The organism is Pseudomonas sp. NPDC088885, from assembly GCF_044750025.1.
Classification (GTDB): Bacteria; Pseudomonadota; Gammaproteobacteria; order Pseudomonadales; family Pseudomonadaceae; genus Aquipseudomonas; species Aquipseudomonas rustica.
The window spans coordinates 151,650-168,359 of the sequence record NZ_JBIVJB010000003.1; the positions used below are offsets into that span (position 1 = coordinate 151,650).

General features: G+C 59.2%; 19 protein-coding genes. 6 read left to right on the forward strand and 13 right to left on the reverse strand.

All coding sequences use genetic code 11. The features are described 5' to 3' along the window. Nucleotides 1–160 precede the first annotated feature (160 nt). The 6 genes from ACIP1X_RS04355 to ACIP1X_RS04380 are packed head-to-tail and all read right to left on the reverse strand — an operon-like array spanning nt 161 to nt 5,586. Nucleotides 161–2,104 carry a response regulator gene (locus ACIP1X_RS04355; protein WP_400749649.1) on the reverse strand — a complete coding sequence of 648 codons (1,944 nt, stop codon included), beginning with the start codon at nt 2,102–2,104 and terminating at the stop codon, nt 161–163. Then, on the reverse strand, nt 2,094–2,969 hold the full coding sequence (locus ACIP1X_RS04360) for a sensor histidine kinase (RefSeq protein WP_400749652.1): 876 nt from the start codon (nt 2,967–2,969) through the stop codon (nt 2,094–2,096). The genes ACIP1X_RS04355 and ACIP1X_RS04360 overlap by 11 nt, the downstream gene beginning before the upstream one ends. Then, nucleotides 2,962–3,972 carry an ATP-binding protein gene (locus ACIP1X_RS04365; RefSeq protein WP_400749697.1) on the reverse strand — a complete coding sequence of 337 codons (1,011 nt, stop codon included), beginning with the start codon at nt 3,970–3,972 and terminating at the stop codon, nt 2,962–2,964. The genes ACIP1X_RS04360 and ACIP1X_RS04365 overlap by 8 nt, the downstream gene beginning before the upstream one ends. Beyond that, on the reverse strand, nt 3,969–4,373 hold the full coding sequence (locus ACIP1X_RS04370) for an anti-sigma regulatory factor (RefSeq protein ID WP_008084828.1): 405 nt from the start codon (nt 4,371–4,373) through the stop codon (nt 3,969–3,971). The genes ACIP1X_RS04365 and ACIP1X_RS04370 overlap by 4 nt, the downstream gene beginning before the upstream one ends. Beyond that, nucleotides 4,370–4,732 carry an STAS domain-containing protein gene (locus tag ACIP1X_RS04375; RefSeq protein WP_034155679.1) on the reverse strand — a complete coding sequence of 121 codons (363 nt, stop codon included), beginning with the start codon at nt 4,730–4,732 and terminating at the stop codon, nt 4,370–4,372. Before ACIP1X_RS04375 ends, ACIP1X_RS04370 begins: the two co-directional genes overlap by 4 nt. A gap of 2 nt (nt 4,733–4,734) precedes the next feature. Continuing rightward, nucleotides 4,735–5,586 (reverse strand): STAS domain-containing protein, encoded by an 852-nt coding sequence (locus ACIP1X_RS04380; RefSeq protein WP_053120876.1) that lies wholly within the window; start codon nt 5,584–5,586, stop codon nt 4,735–4,737. A gap of 252 nt (nt 5,587–5,838) precedes the next feature. Between ACIP1X_RS04380 and ACIP1X_RS04385 the strand changes: the two genes are divergently transcribed. Continuing rightward, the gene (locus tag ACIP1X_RS04385) at nt 5,839–6,108 is read left to right on the forward strand and encodes a hypothetical protein (RefSeq protein ID WP_053120874.1); all 270 of its coding nucleotides are present in this window, start codon (nt 5,839–5,841) and stop codon (nt 6,106–6,108) included. 301 nt (nt 6,109–6,409) lie between these two features. On the opposite strand, the gene ACIP1X_RS04390 is transcribed toward ACIP1X_RS04385, so the two are convergent. Continuing rightward, nucleotides 6,410–6,931: a DUF4142 domain-containing protein gene (locus ACIP1X_RS04390; protein ID WP_212544525.1), complete on the reverse strand. Its 522-nt coding sequence runs from the start codon at nt 6,929–6,931 to the stop codon at nt 6,410–6,412. A gap of 206 nt (nt 6,932–7,137) precedes the next feature. On the opposite strand from ACIP1X_RS04390, the gene ACIP1X_RS04395 reads away from it, so the two are divergent. Both ACIP1X_RS04395 and ACIP1X_RS04400 read left to right on the forward strand, forming a co-directional pair. Then, nucleotides 7,138–7,380, forward strand: coding sequence for a YdcH family protein (locus ACIP1X_RS04395; protein WP_053120870.1), 243 nt, complete (start codon nt 7,138–7,140; stop codon nt 7,378–7,380). A 109-nt stretch (nt 7,381–7,489) separates the two neighbouring features. Continuing rightward, a complete protein-coding gene (locus ACIP1X_RS04400; protein WP_212544524.1) occupies nt 7,490–7,654 on the forward strand; it encodes a hypothetical protein in 165 nt (54 codons plus the stop codon). 108 nt (nt 7,655–7,762) lie between these two features. On the opposite strand, the gene ACIP1X_RS04405 is transcribed toward ACIP1X_RS04400, so the two are convergent. The 4 genes from ACIP1X_RS04405 to ACIP1X_RS04420 form a co-directional block, all read right to left on the reverse strand. Next, complete coding sequence (locus tag ACIP1X_RS04405) at nt 7,763–8,779, reverse strand: SMP-30/gluconolactonase/LRE family protein (RefSeq protein WP_246541779.1); 1,017 nt, start codon at nt 8,777–8,779, stop codon at nt 7,763–7,765. A gap of 56 nt (nt 8,780–8,835) precedes the next feature. After that, nucleotides 8,836–9,981, reverse strand: coding sequence for an SRPBCC family protein (locus tag ACIP1X_RS04410; protein WP_400749657.1), 1,146 nt, complete (start codon nt 9,979–9,981; stop codon nt 8,836–8,838). A 110-nt stretch (nt 9,982–10,091) separates the two neighbouring features. Further along, the gene (locus tag ACIP1X_RS04415; RefSeq protein WP_400749660.1) at nt 10,092–10,955 is read right to left on the reverse strand and encodes a LysR family transcriptional regulator; all 864 of its coding nucleotides are present in this window, start codon (nt 10,953–10,955) and stop codon (nt 10,092–10,094) included. A gap of 241 nt (nt 10,956–11,196) precedes the next feature. Continuing rightward, entirely contained in the window at nt 11,197–12,909 is a 1,713-nt protein-coding gene (locus tag ACIP1X_RS04420; RefSeq protein WP_400749662.1) for a hydrogenase maturation protein, read from the reverse strand. Between the two features lie 408 nt (nt 12,910–13,317). On the opposite strand from ACIP1X_RS04420, the gene ACIP1X_RS04425 reads away from it, so the two are divergent. Together ACIP1X_RS04425 and ACIP1X_RS04430 are read left to right on the forward strand one after the other, a co-directional pair. Beyond that, on the forward strand, nt 13,318–13,794 hold the full coding sequence (locus ACIP1X_RS04425; protein WP_400749665.1) for an antitoxin Xre/MbcA/ParS toxin-binding domain-containing protein: 477 nt from the start codon (nt 13,318–13,320) through the stop codon (nt 13,792–13,794). Then, the gene (locus ACIP1X_RS04430; protein ID WP_053120862.1) at nt 13,791–14,294 is read left to right on the forward strand and encodes an RES family NAD+ phosphorylase; all 504 of its coding nucleotides are present in this window, start codon (nt 13,791–13,793) and stop codon (nt 14,292–14,294) included. Before ACIP1X_RS04425 ends, ACIP1X_RS04430 begins: the two co-directional genes overlap by 4 nt. Before the next feature lie 72 nt (nt 14,295–14,366). Here the strand turns inward: ACIP1X_RS04430 and ACIP1X_RS04435 are convergent, their stop codons facing one another. Next, complete coding sequence (locus ACIP1X_RS04435; RefSeq protein WP_400749668.1) at nt 14,367–14,684, reverse strand: SCP2 sterol-binding domain-containing protein; 318 nt, start codon at nt 14,682–14,684, stop codon at nt 14,367–14,369. 65 nt (nt 14,685–14,749) lie between these two features. Then, the gene (locus ACIP1X_RS04440; RefSeq protein ID WP_400749671.1) at nt 14,750–15,460 is read right to left on the reverse strand and encodes a histidine phosphatase family protein; all 711 of its coding nucleotides are present in this window, start codon (nt 15,458–15,460) and stop codon (nt 14,750–14,752) included. A gap of 204 nt (nt 15,461–15,664) precedes the next feature. Here ACIP1X_RS04440 and sohB point away from each other — a divergent pair, with 204 nt between their 5' ends. After that, complete coding sequence (gene sohB, locus ACIP1X_RS04445; RefSeq protein ID WP_053120855.1) at nt 15,665–16,696, forward strand: protease SohB; 1,032 nt, start codon at nt 15,665–15,667, stop codon at nt 16,694–16,696. Nucleotides 16,697–16,710 lie beyond the last annotated feature (14 nt).

Here is a 16,710-nt window from a genome sequence, read left to right on the forward strand (position 1 = left end):
GCGTTGTATGCGGAATATCTGTCCACACAAAACAACTGTGGGAGCGGGCTTGCTCGCGAATGCGGTGGATCAGTCAATTCAGCTATCGACTGAAAAACCGCATTCGCGAGCAAGCCCGCTCCCACATTTGATGTGTGAAAGTCTGTGAGCACTCAGCCACTCAGGCGCCGTCGAGGGTGCGGCGGACTTTGTCGAGCAGTTCGCTGATCTGGAACGGTTTGACCAGCATGTCCATGCCTGTCCCGAGAAACACCTGCCGATTGATCGCCGTTTCCGCATACCCGGTCATGAACAGGATCGGCAAACCCTCACGCCAGCCCCGCGCCACGTCCGCCAGTTCCCGACCGCTCATGCGCGGTAAACCAACATCAGTCAGCAGCAGATTGATCGACCCATCGTTCTGCAATCGTTCCAGCGCCGTTTCGATATCCGCCGCTTGGGTGCAGCGATAACCGGCATCCTCCAGCACTTCAGTGACAAACATCCGCACCGACGGCATGTCCTCGACGATCAGCACATGCTCACCGGTGCCCTGCGGATCGACCACCGGCGCCGGAATGTCAGCACCGGTCGGGTCACTGGTCGCCGGCAACATGATTGTCACCTCGGTACCACGTCGTGCCACGCTGCGAATGTGCGCATCGCCGCCGGACTGGCGGGCGAAACCGTAAATCGTCGACAACCCCAACCCCGTGCCCTGGCCCAGCGGTTTGGTGGTGAAGAACGGATCGAAGACCTTGTCGATCACGTTGTGCTCGATGCCCGTGCCGTCATCGCGCACCGACAGGGCGACGTAAGCGCCATCGGCCAGGTTCGGATCGCCGTGGGAATAAGCAGCGTAGGTGTTGACCCAGACATTACCGCCCGACGGCAGCGCATCGCGGGCGTTGATCACCAGATTGAGCACCGCACTTTCCAGCTGCACCGGGTCGACCAGCGCAATCGCCGGTTTGCTGGTCAGCTCAAGCTTGAGGTTGATGCGTTCGCCGATGGTGCGGGTCAGCAGTTCTTCCAGCGAACGCACATGCTCGTTGATGTCTACCGGGCGTGTGTCCAGCGGTTGCTGACGGGCGAAGGCCAGCAAGCGATGGGTGAGGGCGGCGGCGCTCATTGCCGAGCTGAGTGCCGCTTTGGCGTAGAACTGCACCTTTTCCGGTCGATCGTCAGCCACGCGTTTCTGAATCAATTCCAGGCTGGTGATGATGCCGGTCAGCAGGTTGTTGAAGTCGTGGGCGATGCCGCCGGTGAGTTTGCCCAGCGCATCCATTTTCTGCACTTGCAGTAACTGCGATTCGGCACGCACACGCTCGGCGACTTCCTTGGCCAGTTGCGTGGTGGTGTCGTCCAGTCGCGCCAGGTGCGAGCGTTCGCGATGACGGTGTTCGGTGACGTCTTCGACGAACACCAGGCTCAGCTCCGGCGTGCGGTACGGCGAAATCTGCCATTCAGTCTCGCGAAGCTCACCGAGCACGCGCATGTTCAGCGTGCCTTTCCAGCGTTCGCCATCGACCAGGCGCAGGCGCAGTTCGTTGAGGATTGCGCTTTGATCGTCGGCGAAGCATTCGCGCAGGGTTTGCGGATCCTGATTGTCGAGAATCAGTTGGGCGAAGGCGTGGTTACATTCATGCACTTTCAAATGCGCATCAAGCACCGCAATCGGCGCCGAGACGTTGGCGAAAATCTCGCGGAATCGCGCCTCGCTCTCACGCAGTGCGTTTTCGGTGTCGCGCACTCGCAGCAGTGTGCGCAGGGTCGCGAGCAACACATCCGGGTCGACCGGGTGAATCAAGTAAGCATCGGCGCCGGCGTCGAGACCGGTGATGATGTCGCCGGTCTGAATCGAGGCGGCGGACACGTGGATCACTGGCAGCAACGCGGTGCGCGCATCGGCACGCAAGATGCGCACAATGTCGAAACCGCTCATGTCCGGCAGGTTGACGTCGAGGATCAGCGCATCCAGCGGTTCGCTCTCGATCAACGCCAGTCCGTCAGTCCCGGTGCCGGCCTCCAGCACTTGGTAGTCGTGGCGTTCCAGACGCCGGCGCAGGGCGTAGCGGGTGGCGACGTTGTCGTCGACGATCAACAGGCGGATGTCACGTTTCATCGACGTTCTCCAGAGCGATCGCCAGTGGAATGATCACGAAGAAGGTCGAACCGACCCCCGGCGTGCTTTCCAGTCCGACTTCACCGCCCAGCAGGGCCGCGAAGCGTTTGCACAGCGACAGGCCCAGCCCGGTGCCGCGCAGACGTTTCTGCAACGGCGAGTCGACCTGGGAAAAGTCCTCGAACAATGCGCCATGCAGCTCGGCAGCGATACCAATACCGGTGTCGCTGACGGCAAAACGTACTTTGTCGATGCCTTCCAGCCGCGCCGACACCCGCACTTCGCCACGGGTGGTGAACTTCAGCGAGTTGGAAATGAAGTTGCGCAGGATCTGCGCGAGTTTCTTGTCATCGGTATACAGCCGTGGCAGGCCGACCGGTTCTTCGAAAATCAGATCGACCGCCGAGGCATCGACAATCGGCCGGAACATCCCGCGCAGTGCCGAGAACAGGTCGAACATGTCGAACCACGCCGGCGAAATAGTGATGCGCCCGGCCTCGATTTTCGCCAGATCGAGCAAGTCATCGACCATGTCGCTGAGCTCGCGGGCGGCAGTGCTGACGAACGCGACTTGTTTGTGCTGCTCAGGGCTGAGCGGGCCGTCGAGTTCATCGGCGAGCAGGCTGTTGATGCTCAGGATCGAGCCCAGCGGCGTGCGGAACTCGTGGCTCATGTACGACAGAAAACGGCTCTTCAAGTCCGAGGCCTGGCGCAGCTCCTCAGCCTGGATATCGAGTTCGGCGTACAGGGCCAGCACGCCCTGGTTGGTTTCATCGAGCTCTTCGCGCAGGGCCGCGGTTTCGCTCTGCAACTGCGCAATCAGCGCGGTCTGCTCGGCGCTGTTGAGAATCGGCGACTCAGCCATGGGCGGCCTCCAGGGCAACGACCAGCACCGTTACATCGTCGCGCCCGCGACAGAAGTCGCGGTGCAGGACGCTGGCTATCACGGCGGGATGGCGGTGCACCAGGCCGGGATAGTCTTGAAGGTTCCAACGGGACTGCAAGCCGTCGCTGTACATGATCAATAGATGTCCGTTCACGTGAGCATAGTCAAAGGGCCGGGCTTTCCGGTACTGCACGCCGACAATGCCTGGGTGCGAGGCCAGCCCGCGGGATTTGTCGGCGGAGATCAGGCTGGCGCCAATGTTGCCGACGCCGGCAAAAGTCAGACTGTCGCGGTGCGCGTTGAACTGGGTAAACGCGACAGCGCCGCCACGGCTGCCGATCATGTCGCGATGCATGTCCTCCATCAGCATGACCGGTTCGGCGAACGGCGTCAGGGCAAAGGTTTCGGCGCCTGCAAAGCCGGCGCGTTCGGCTTCTTCGCCATGGCCCAGACCGTCGATGATCAACGCACTGATGTTGCCGTCCTCATACGCCAGGTGCCAGACGTCGCCGCACGCGGGATCGTTGTGCAGCGAGTGCTGGCTGACACCGAAGCGAATGTCGGGCGCCCGGTCAGCGCGCGGATACAGTCGCGCCAACAGCACGGCGCCACGGTTATCGGCGTACACATCAAACACTTCGGCCTGGCGCGAAATCGAGCCGAGGCCGATGCCTTGGGTGCCGCCGGTGGAGAAGCCGTCGGCCAGACAAGCCTCCAGATCAAAACCCTGGGCGCGATCCACGGCGAGCATTTCGATGCCGAAACCATCAGGGCGCGGCAACACCCGCAGGTGCATTTCACCGTGAGTGGCGTGCTTGAGCACGTTGCTCGCCAACTCTGTCGCCACCAGTGCAACGCGCCCCGCATCACGCTCATCGAAGCCATGCCGTTCGGCCAATTGCTGCGCGGTACGTCGTGCGTAGCCGATCTGGCTGCTGTCCTCGATCGGCAGCACCTGGGTCAGGCTGGAGCGGATATTCATGTCCATCGGGTAATCGTTATTCGAGTGCCTTTGCCGGGTTCGGTGTCGAGTTCGAACTCTTCTACCAATCGTTTAGCGCCGGTCAGGCCCAGCCCCATGCCGCTGCCGGAGGTCCAGCCATCGGTCATCGCCAGTTTCAAATCGGGAATGCCGGGGCCTTCATCGCGGAAGGTCAGGCGCAGACCGACCTTGTGATCCTCGTCGAGAATCTGCCAGTCCATGTCGCCGCCGCCACCGTAGACCATGGTGTTGCGCGCCAGCTCGCTGACCGCCGTGACCATTTTGGTCAGGTCGATCAGGCGCATGCCGCACTCGGTGGCGAGCTTGCGCGCGGTCTGACGCGCGAGTACCACGTCTTGCTCGATATGGATCGGTTGAGTACCGCTACTGCGCACGGTCATTGTTGCAATACTCGTTCTCGCAGCAGTTTCATCCCTCGCTCGACGTTCAGCGCGGTGCTCACGCCGGGCAAGGTCATGCCGAGTTCAACCAGGGTGATCGCGACGGCCGGCTGCATGCCGACCAACACGGTTTCGGCGTCCATGATTTTCGACAGGCCGGAAATCGTGCCGATCATCCGGCCGATGAACGAGTCGACCATGTCCAGCGCCGAAATGTCGATCAATACCCCGCGCGCCGAGGTTTTGCTTATGCGTTCGGACAAATCGTCCTGCAGGGTGAGGGCGAGTTGGTCATGCATGTCGACCTGAATGGTCACCAGCAAAAAGTCGCCCATCTGAAGAATCGGGATACGTTCCATGCTTAAGCCGTCTTGACGAGGCTGATACCCAGACGGGTCAGGGCCAGTTTCAACGCGTCTGCCAGGTTGGCTTTGGTGACCACGCCTTGCAGGTCGAGACCAAGGTGGACGATGGTTTGCGCGATTTGCGGACGCACGCCGCTGATGATGCAGTCAGCGCCCATCAGACGAATCGCGGTGACGGTTTTCAGCAGGTGTTGCGCAACCAGGGTGTCGACGGTCGGCACGCCGGTGATGTCGATGATGGCGATTTCCGAACCGGTGTCGACGATGCGTTGCAGCAGCGATTCCATCACCACTTGCGTGCGTTGCGAATCGAGCGTGCCGATCATCGGCAGCGCCAAAACACCGTCCCACAGCTTGACCACCGGGGTCGACAGTTCCAGCAGTTCTTCCTGCTGACGCTTGATCACCGCTTCACGGGATTTCTGGAAGGTGCGGATGGTGTGCATGCCGAACGCGTCGAGCAGCTCGGAGATTTCCCAGAGTTGTTCGGCGAGCAGCGCCGGTTGTTCTTTGTAGTGAGCTTGCAGCAGGTTAAACAGCGGGCCTTTGAGGGCGAAAATGAAGCTGGCGGTTTGCTGCGAATCCTGGCCGAGCAGGGCGCGACTGTGCGAGAGCTTTTCGAGGAACTGGCGGGTCGCCTCCCAACCTGGCGTGGCGATGTTGGTGCCGTTGTCGTTCTCGAGACCGCTGACCACCAGTTGCAGAAATTCGGAGGTTTGTTGCTGCAGGTCGTGTTCTTTCAGATTGCGCGTGGAACCGCTGGCTTGCAGGCCGTTGATCCATTCGCTCAGCAGTTGCGTTTGCTTGTTTTTCATCGCATCGAGTGTGCTGTTCTGCAGTGCTGCCATGTGCCTGTTGCTCCGTAACGAATTTGGGGCCGATTCGATAAAAATTGATCGGCGCGAAGACATCGACATTTGCCGTTCTAAATAGTTGTTCGATCCCGCCAGGATATTTTTGATCTGGCGCAACGAACGCCCCGGTAACTCTAGTCGGCGTGACGGGGAGTGGAGATGTTTTGAACGTTGACGTGGTGCAGGCTTCGAATCTTCAAGGCCCGGCTGGTTTCAGTCGCGCTTGCTTTGACGAACGAGGTGATTATGAACGAGCAAACCAATCCGCAACAGAATCAATCCTCCGAACCGATCAACCGTAACGATCCGGCAATCGATCCGCAAGTGCCGGGGCAGCCTGCGCCGACGCAGCAGCAGGGTGAGGACGGCCAGGCGCAAAGTGCCGATCCGGCGGTGGATCAGAAGAACAAGCATACGGACAATGACAACGAGTTCAGCCCGGGGTTTGAGCCTAAGCCGGATCGTGCGGAGCCCGGGGAGGAGACGGATGCGGATATTGATACGGATGGGGGTTGAGGTTGGGCGTAAATGATGAAGCCGCATCTTTTGGATGCGGCTTTTTTTTGCTTGGATTTGGTGGTGGGGCTTGAATCGATCCCCCTCACCCCAGCCCTCTCCCCCAAGGGGGCGAGGGGGAAGGGAGCCGATCTTTGTGCTGTTCAAAATCAGAGTTCGACTCTGGATTTCGATACTTGAACCTGAGTTAGCGTCTGGATCATGAGTTCGATGCAGACCTTTCAGGTCGACGTATCTCGAACATTCAACTCGGTCGGCCCCCCTCTACCTCCGGGAGAGGACTGGGGTGAGGGTAAAGCCTTTACTTGCTAGGATGCTTGGCCTGCAGCTCTTTCGCCGCCGCCAGATGTTTCTCCAACCCCGGCAACATTTTCTGCGCAAACGCCTTCAATTCAGTCGCGCCCTTGACCTTGTCATCCGTCACGGTATTCGCCTGTTTCTTGAACAGCTCAATGGTCTCTTCGTGCGCCTTCACCTGATTGTTGGCGTAGGCCGCATCAAACGACTCATCACGCATGTCGAGGATTTTTTCCTTGGCCTGTTTGACCAGCGTCGTGGTGTCCGGCACTTCGATATCGTGGGCCTTGGCAATGCTCGCCAGCTCATCGTTAGCCTTGCCATGGTCAGTGATCATCATGTTGGCAAACGCTTTGATGTCGGCCGATGAGCTCTTTTCCAAGGCCAGGCGACTCGCTTCGATTTCAGCGATGCCACCGGCGGCGGCGTTATCGACGAAATCATTGTCAGTCGCGGCGAAAGCGCTGCCCATACCGGTGCTCAAAGCGACAGCCAAAAACAGATGACGCAAGTTGAATCCGTCCATTGGTGTATCTCCACGCAGGTTTTTGTTGGTGATACTCAATGGAGGCAGCGCGACGTTTAAAGGTTTTATCGCATTTGCGACAGGGCGACGAACGGGCACCGCTGGTCTGACAGGTGGTCGACAGAACGCCCCAACCGAGGCCATTCTGATAACTGGCCAGCGCAATCGGTCGCGCGGGCCAGCCGATCAATTGACGGAGGTGTTCCATGCCGGTGACTCATGACTTGTTACAGGATTTGAAGCTTACGAAGGAAGAGATCCAGCAAAAACGCACCGCGGATCCACATCTGGACGCACTGATCAACAAGTATTCCCAGGCAGACGCCGATGTAGTCAAGGCCGAGACGGCGACCTCGGATGCGCCCAGCGATGACACGCTGAAAAAACTCAAAGAGAAACGCTTGCAGGTCAAAGACAAGATTGTCGAGCAATTGCAGGCGCGATCCTGAAGGCGGGTTGATCCGCCGACCATCGGTTGCGGATTGACTGGAACGACAGCCCCGACCGGCACCTCGAATGTTCAGAGTCTTCAATCATCGACTCTTTGCGAGGTGCCTTATGAACGATCCCAAATTCCCCAGTGAAGAGCAGGGCGCTTTTGACCCGGTTCCGACGCATCCTGAGCCGAATAGCCCGGCGCATACGACGGTCAATCCGGAAGAGCTGGATGAGGATTTGCCGGAAGACGAAGATCCCGACAAATTCGATAAATCCAGTAACTGACTGACGCCTTCGCGGGCAAGCCTTGCTCCTACAGATGATTGCATTTCAACTGTAGGAGCAAGGCTTGCCCGCGAAGGCGTCGTTCAATTCAACACCAATCCACCAGATTCACTTTAGGGCCCCATCCAACGACATCCGCGCCATATGCGTCGCCTTCAACGACCCAAAATACAACCACCGCCCATACTCCCTAACCGTGGTAATCGGCGAATAATTGCCATCGCTGGCATCCTGCAAATTGGCAATCACCTTGCCGTCCAGATCCAGCCCCAGCACAAATCCGCGCTTGTCCACCGGCGCCGGCACCAGCTTCAACGCCCGTACAATCATCTTGCGCAGAAATGGATGCCCCGCCGTGGCGTCCAGCAGCGTATTGCGCGGCGCATACAGCGCTACCCAAAACCGGTCACGGCCATTGAACGCGAGGTTGTCCGGCAACCCCGGCAGATTTTCGATAAACAGGTCGTGAGTCCCGGCTTTCGGCCCGGTCAGCCAATAGCGGCTGATGCGATAAGCCCCGGTTTCATTGACCAGCACATAGGCGTCATCCGGGCCGAGGGTCACGCCGTTGGCGAACTCCAGTTTGTCGAGCAGCACGCTGGTCTTGCCGGTTTGAAAGTCATAACGCAGCAAACGCCCATCGCCGCCGTGCTCGATGATCGCCTCGCCGTCATGGCCGTAACCCCAGCGGCTGCTCGCATCGCTGAAGTAGGCGAAATGCCCGGGCGCATCGATCGCCACGTCATCGGTGAAACCGAAGGCCAGGCCATTGGCGGCGGTGGTCAGCGGGATCAATTGCCCTTGCGCATCCAGCGACAGCAAGCCTTTCACCCCGTCGGCAATGACCAGCATGCCGTTCGGATGCCGAGCCAATCCCAGCGGACGCCCGCCGGTATCGGCCAGCACTTGGCGCTGCGTGCCATCGAGGCTGGTGCGGATCAGTCGGCCGTCATGCAGGCCGGTGATCAGGAAATCCTCTTCCAGCAGCAGCGCCTCCGGGCCTTCGATGTCGCTCGGCCCGACTTGCGCTGCGCCCTTGAGTTTCTGGTTCTCGGCGTAGGGGCCTTCTTTCAGCGATGGCGCAGGCTGCGGCGACCAGGCGACCGGTTCGATTTTGGTCGGCATCAGCAGTAAATATCCGATGACGATGACGAGCAGTAACAACACAACGTGCCGCACCTTCACGCGCTGGCCCTCGCCGAAGCCAAGTGCTGAGCAGCCATGTCGCGCAAGGCCAACATCGACGCCGCCGATTCGCGATCAATCCGGCGTTTGAGCAGCAGGTGATTGGCGATGCGCATGCCAAAACCTTCAAAGCGATAATCCAGCGTGCGCACAAACCGCGTGCCGTTACCTTCGGCCGCGCACTCATACGTCAGCAGCAACGACAAGCCATGATCACCCTGAGCCCGCGCGCACCAGCGGCGGCCCGGCAGGTATTCGGTGACCTCCCAGCGCAAATGCCCTGCGCGACCTCCGGCATGAATATCCTCTTCGAAACGCGAGCCGGCATGCAGCGGGCCGTGTGCACCGTCGATCTTCAGCGACGACGGATGCCACTCCGGCCAGCGGTTGACGCTGGCGGCGTAGGCGAGCACGGCAATCGGCTCACCGTCGATATCGATCTGGTGCTGCAGGCGGGTCATGGGCATCGTCGAATAGCTCAAAGGGGCGGGTTCCGACTCCCAGTAAAGGGTGCCGAACAGGTAGTCCATCAGCGGGAAAACGATATTGAAATTACGTTCCTGCATGCGTTCGCGACGATGATGCAGTTCGTGCAAACGGCGCATCTGCCGGATCCACGGCAAGCGTGTCAGGAGGTTGTTCGGCGGCAGGTGTTCGCAGGCGTGGAACACTTCGTAAGTCAGGTAACCAAGCACCATGCACCCGGCAAAGAGCCCGGCGACATTGGCGTTCACCTGCGCGATCAGCCACCACAGCGGCAGGGTGATCAGCAGCGTGTGAATGACGATCAGCCATGCCGGGAACAGAATCACCCGCCAGTCGCGGGCGCTGTCATAGGTCATGTGGCCGGGGGTGAAGAAGCTGTGATGATCGCCGGCATGCCGGGCGTAGAACATCTTCGCGAAGGCTTTTTTATGGTGGCCGAGATGGCGATGAACCATGTACACGCCGAAGTTGAACAGCAACAGGCTCAACGGCACGGTGAGCCATTCCAGCGGCCGCACTTGCTGCACGGTGCCCCAGAACCCGGCAATGGCCAGCATGCCGAACAGCAGCACGAAAACCCCGTGCAGCCACGGGTTGTAGCGCGGATGAATGGCCGCACGGTAGCGGCTGCGGAATGCCTCGGTGGTCTGCCTCACTGCGTTCACCTGCGGGTATCGTTGTTATACCCGGCAGCGTAGCCGATCCGGCCATTTGTGCAGGCCGAACCTTGAGGTCACATACGCCATGCTTCGGTGTAAAACGGCTATCAGCTTAGTGGGTTCCAGCGCTGAGACCAGTCGTCATCGGTGTGGATCACCTCGCGCAGCAGGTCGAAGGCCTGTTGCAGCGTTGCCGAGTCGCGATCTCGCGAATACACCAGATACGTCGGGTAGCTGAATTCCGGGGCTTTGGTCACCGCTTCCAGCGCGCCGCTTTCCAGATACGTGCGCACCACGCGCGTGCGGAAATAGCCGCTGCCGCCGTGTTCGAGGATGTATTGCAGAGCCAGCGGGCCCAGGTTGAAGCTCAGCGCAGCTTTGGCTTTTTCCGGCAAGGCGGCGTCGTGCTGACGACGGAAATCCGGGCCCCAGTCGATGTAAACGTAGGGATCGGGACGCTCGGGTGCGCGTACCAGAATCAGTTTCTCTTCCAGCACTTCCTCGACCTGCAGTCCCGGCCAGTATTCCGGCTGATAGACCAGCGCGGCGTCGAGAACGCCGAGTTCAAGCTGCCGCAGCAGGTTTTCACCGTCGCGGATTTCCATGCGCAGGGCGTGCCCGGGAATTTTCTCGCGCAGTTCAGCGGCCCAACTGAGCATCAGCGGATTGCACAGGCTGACTTCGCCACCGATGTGCAACACGTTGTGCAGGCCTTCGGGCAGCGGTAGATCACGACGCGCGGCTTCCCAGGTTTGCACCAGTTGATTGGCATAGACCACGAACGCTTCGCCGTTGGGCGTCAGTTTTGCCCCGGCGCGGTTGCGCACGAACAGCGTACTGCCCAGCTGGCTTTCGAGTTTTTGCACGCGGGCGGTGATCGCTGTTTGCGTGACGAACAGCTTCTGCGCAGCGGCGGCGAGACTGCCGTGGCGGACGATTTCGAGAAAGGTGCGAGCGAGGTCGATGTCCATGGGCGGGCCGGTTTGGGAGGTCGGCGTATTGTAAGGGCAAAAGCCCCTCACCCTAACCCTCTCCCGGGGGGAGAGGGGACTGACCGGGGGATATTGAAGACATTCACCGACTTGGCAGTTCGGCTTTGAATCCATAATCGCCCAAATCTTTCAGGTCGATGTATGGCGCCAGACACCCCGGTCAGTCCCCTCTCCCTCGGGGAGAGGGCTTGGGTGAGGGGAGAAGCAGACACCGCCAAAATCAACTGAGCACCTCAACGCGACGAGCCCAATCCTCAACCAACCGCACCGGCGTCCCGCAAACCTTGCGCTTATAAACAAAGCCTTGGCATTTCTCAGCAAACTGATTGCGATCATGCAGCAGGTCTTCCCGCATCTCTGCCAGCTCAATCTCGCGACATTGCCCAACCAACACATGATCAACCCGCGCCTTGCGCTCGCGCACCGCTGCATAAACCGGATCATGCACAACCGCGTTGGCCCGTTGCAGCAACCACAGCGCAAACTCATCCGGGCAACGCGGGCCGATTTCCTGAACCATGCCGAGTTGCAGGGCCTGCAGCGCACTCACCGGCAAACACGCCTGGGTCAATTGCTCAGCCATCGCCGGGCCGACCGCGCGGGGCAGGCTGTATGTCCAGTATTCCGATCCATACAGACCCATGCTTTTGTAATGCGGATTGAGCACGATGTCCGCCCGGGCGAAAACAATATCCGCCGCCAATGCGAGCATCACGCCACCGGCCCCGGCATTGCCCGTGACACCGCTGACCACCCATTGCCGCGCGCTCAGCAGCTCCGCGCAGACATCGTCAATCGCCTGAATATTTGCCCACGCCTCGGCGCCCGGATCCTGCGCGGCTTGAATCACGTTCAAATGCACGCCATTGGAAAAGCTGCTGCGCCCGCCCTTGATCAATAGCACCTGCGTATCCCGCGATTTGGCCAGACGCAACGCTTCCAGCAAACGCTGACATTGTTCGGTGCTCATCGCGCCGTTGTAAAACTCGAAGGTCAGCTCACCGACCTTGCCGGATTCGCGATAACGAATCGGCTGATAGGCCTCGTCGCTGAACGGTAGCCGGGCGATTGACCAGTCCAGTGTTGGCACATCGGCCAATTGATCGATAAGCAAATGCCGCGCCGGTTGCTTGAAGGTTTCCTCGCCGGGCTGCGGTTTGCTTCTTAGTGTGCCGATCCAAACGCTGTGATCACCCGTCGCCACCAGCACTGCATCGTCATGGACGGCAATAATTTTGCCGGGCGTTCCTGTGCGTGAATCAAGGTGCGCGTCATACACGTAGAACTGAGCGCCCGCGAGGCTCGCCAGCACGCCCGGCTGACCATCCGCCGCATCGATGCAGCGTTTGATGAATCGCGCGCAGTCATGCCAGGCGAAGCTACGGTCTGCCTGTTTCATGTTCGGCTGCAAGCGCCCGCGGACTTTAGCGTCGCGATAATCCAGCGCAACCGGCGTGAAACCGTCGACGAATTTTTCCAGCACCTCACGAATGCAAATAATTGCCGCATCGCTGACCCGGCCGTTGTACAGCTCGGACTTGCGCAGGCCCGGCGGCAGGTTGAATTCACAGCTGGCCCAGACCGGGCCGGCGTCCATTTCTTCCACGGCTTGCAAGGCCGTTACGCCCCAACGCGTCATTTCCTGGGTGATCGCCCAGTCGAGCGCACTGGCGCCACGATCGCCGACAATGCCTGGATGAATGATCACCACCGGGCGCTCGGGGTTGCTCCACAACGCCTGCGGCACACGATCCTTGAGGAAGGGACAGATCACCAGATCGGCGCCGCTGTTTTCGATCTGTTCGCACACCGAGTTTTCGTCGGTGAACAGCACGACGCTGGGCGAATGCCCGGCCTGACGCAGTTCCAGCCATGCCCGTTGAGTCAGGCCGTTGAATGCCGATGACAGCACAATAATTTTGAGGGGGCGCATGCGTGTTCTTCCTTGAATAGGGGGCGGCCGCAGGCTCTCGGTGAGCCGTCCTTGGCCTTCGATGGAGCGGGAAGATTAAGTGTTGCGAGTGGTATCAGCTGTGATCAGGGTCAACGTTTCCCGATGATTACTGGCGTGCGTGCATATTGACCGCCAGTAACGTCCTACGGATGCCGGAGTGTTTTTCGCAAATATCGGGATATTTCCGACAACTGTTTCAGGTTGGTCGTCGGACGCCTGTTCTATAACATCGAACGTGACATTGAAGTCGCTTACGGCTCGGACGTTCGGGCCCCTGACAACGGATGGATTATGCAAAACATACACGTTGAAAACGACGCAGCGCGTTATCACCCTCGCTATTTTTGGCGCGATGTTCGAGCCAGGTGCCCCTCGGAGGCCAATGCGATGTCCACTGCTAAACCGCTTCGGTTTACGGGGCTGAAGCGGGTCGAAGGCAAACCTGTCGACGTACTCTTGCGCGGCAGGGAGTGGGGTGAAGACCCTATGTTTATCATCCGGTACACGCAGCAAGGTTTCGAACTGCAGGACGTCGTCAATCTGATCGCCACCTCTGAGCTTTACCAGAAGGCTGAGCTTGTTCAGATGATCACCGGCAAATCCATCCGAACCGTGCGGCGCTTGCTCAAAGACAGCAAACCCTTCCTGCTCAGCCAGCAACAAAGCATGGTTGCTTTTCAATATGCCCATGTGCTGGAAGTTGCCACCGAGGTCTTCGACGGTCAGGCGGAGGCCGAAGAATGGTTGCGCAAGCCGACCAAATGGCTCAACCGCTACAAGCCTATTGAACTGGTCGAGAATCCTTTCGGTTATCAAGTGGTCGACGCCTACCTGCACCGGACAAAATACGGGGTTTATCAATGAACCCGCTGCCTTGGGATGATCGCTGGTTTGCCTGGCGTGTCGACCCGGAAGCCTACAAATGCACGTGGAGCAGTGGCATTGGCTCCGAGCGTAAGGGGGGACGCTGGAACCGTCCGGGACGGCGTGTTGTATACGCGTCAGTCGATCCGTCCACGGCCATTCTCGAAGTGGCGGCACACGGCAGTTTTAATCGTCTGGATACAAAACCCCATGTCCTTACGTGTTTTGAGATATCCGATCAGGCTCTGGTTCGGGTCGTCCAGCCGGAAGAGTTGCCGAATCCCTACTGGATGAGTCCAGCACGGACGTCACCGAATCAGCAAGATTTTGCCGATGCGTTACTCGCCGAACACCCTTTCTTGCTGGTGCCCTCGGCGGCGACCCGGCACTCATGGAATTTGCTGGTGAGCTGCGAGTTGGCCGAAGGGCAGTTCCGCATGATCTCGCAGGAGCGTTTCGGCCTGGATACCCGATTGTTGGAAGAGTTGGCGCTGAACTGACCATTTCTCCAACTCATGAACGCAAAAATCCCGCCACAAAGGGCGGGATTTTTGTGTCGCGGAACGCTGCTATTAAGCAGGGAACAGTTCGGACAGTTTCATCGACAGCATCATGTCGCCTTCAACGCGCAGCTTGCCGCCCATGAAAGCCTGCATGCCGTCGGTTTCGCCGCTGACGATACCTTTCAGGGTTTCGCTGTCCAGCACCAGCGTGCAGTTGGCGTCCGGGTTTTCGCCTTCCAGGATGTCGCAGGTGGCGTCTTTGACGATCAGCGAGTATTGCTTGTCTTCGTCAGTGATGTTGAAACCGAAGACCAGATCCAGACCGGCAGCAGCGGCTGGGTTGAACTTGGCTTGCATTGCTTTTACGGCATCAGCTACGGAGGTCATGGTTCGATCCTTTTTTTGGGTCATAGGAGCTGGGTGGTTACAGCAAGGGTCACAGTCATCCGGACTCAGCGAAAAGTGATGAGTTCCGGGGCCTTCAACAGTTGCAGGTGTGCATGACTGTTGAAGGAAGCCAGAGCCACCTCGCGGCCGCGGAATTTCAGCTGGCTGAGCGAGGTGTTGACGATTTGCCAATTCAGTTCGAAGGCCTGTTTGGCAGGCATTTGTGTAATGAGGTGGAGCAGGGCAGTGATGGTACCGCCGGAAGTGAACACGGCGATTTTCTGGTTTTTGTCCGCCAGATCAAGAATGCGATGCAGCCCGCCCTGAACCCGCTCGACAAACCCCAGCCAGCTTTCCAGCCCCGGCGTGTCGTACGTGCCAGCCAGCCAGCGCTCGATGATCAGGGCAAAAATACGCTGGAATTCGCTACGGTTTTGCGCGGCATTACGCAGGATGTCAATCGCCTCCGGTTCGTCTTCCAGCATCGCCGGGAGCAGGGCACGGATCACCGCGTCGGCATCGAACTCGTTGAACGCGGCATCGGTCTCCAGCGTTGGCACATTCAGGCCTTTGGCGCTGAACTGCTCCAGTGCGCTGGTGGCCGTGTGTTGCTGACGACGCAGGTCTCCGGCAATGCAACGATCAAAGCTGATCCCCAGTTCAGCGAGGTGCTGACCAAGGATTTCTGCCTGGCGTACACCGGTCGGCGACAGGACGTCATAGTCGTCTGCACCAAAGGAGGCCTGGCCATGTCGAATCAGATAGATGCTGCCCACGTCCGCGTCATCCCGGTACGTTGAAGGTTTGGCGAGGTTATGAGGATGACGGAGAGCTGTCAATGAAAAAACATACGCTTGTTTGAAATGCCCGTTACAGGCGTGTTGCCAGAGGTTTCACGGCTGGCCGACGGGCCGGTGCATGGGTATGCTGGCGTCATCCCGCGTGTGTTTCGCATCCGCGCATTGTTTTAAGGAGTCTCTGTGGAGTTTTTCACCGAATACGCCAGTTTCCTGGCCAAGACCGTTACTTTGGTGATCGCCATTCTGGTGGTGCTCGCCAGTTTTGCCGCGTTGCGCAGCAAGGGCCGGCGCAAATCGGCCGGTCAGTTGCAGGTCAGCAAGCTCAATGATTTCTATAAGGGCCTGCGTGAACGCCTGGAGCAGACATTGCTCGACAAGGATCAGCTCAAGGCGTTGCGCAAGGGCCAGGCCAAAGCCGAGAAAACCGAGAAGAAACAAAAGAACAAACCTGACGCCAAAGCGCGGGTGTTTGTGCTGGATTTCGACGGCGATATCAAAGCCTCGGCCACCGAAAGCCTGCGTCATGAAATCACTGCACTATTGACTCTCGCGACACCGAAAGACGAAGTCGTCCTGCGTCTCGAAAGCGGCGGCGGCATGGTGCACAGCTATGGTCTGGCGTCCTCGCAGCTGGCGCGTATCCGCGAAGCCGGCGTGCCGCTGACCGTGTGCATCGATAAGGTGGCCGCGAGTGGCGGTTACATGATGGCTTGCATTGGCGAGAAGATCATCAGCGCACCGTTTGCGATTCTCGGCTCGATTGGTGTGGTCGCGCAGTTGCCCAACGTCAATCGCCTGCTGAAGAAGCACGACATCGATTTCGAAGTGCTGACCGCCGGCGAATACAAACGCACCCTGACCGTGTTTGGCGAAAACACCGAAAAGGGCCGCGAGAAATTCCAGGAAGACCTGGACATCACTCACCAACTGTTCAAGAACTTCGTGTCACGTTATCGCCCGCAACTGGCGATCGACGAAGTGGCTACCGGTGAAGTCTGGCTGGGTGTTGCGGCGCTGGATAAGCAACTGGTCGATGAACTCAAGACCAGCGATGAGTACCTGGCAGAACGTGCGAAGAAGTCTGAGGTTTATCACCTGCATTACGCCGAGCGTAAGAGCCTGCAAGAGCGCATCGGCATGGCGGCCAGCGGTTCCGTGGATCGCGTGCTGTTGAGCTGGTGGAGCCGGTTGACCCAGCAACGCTTCTGGTAATAGCGGCACGTCCG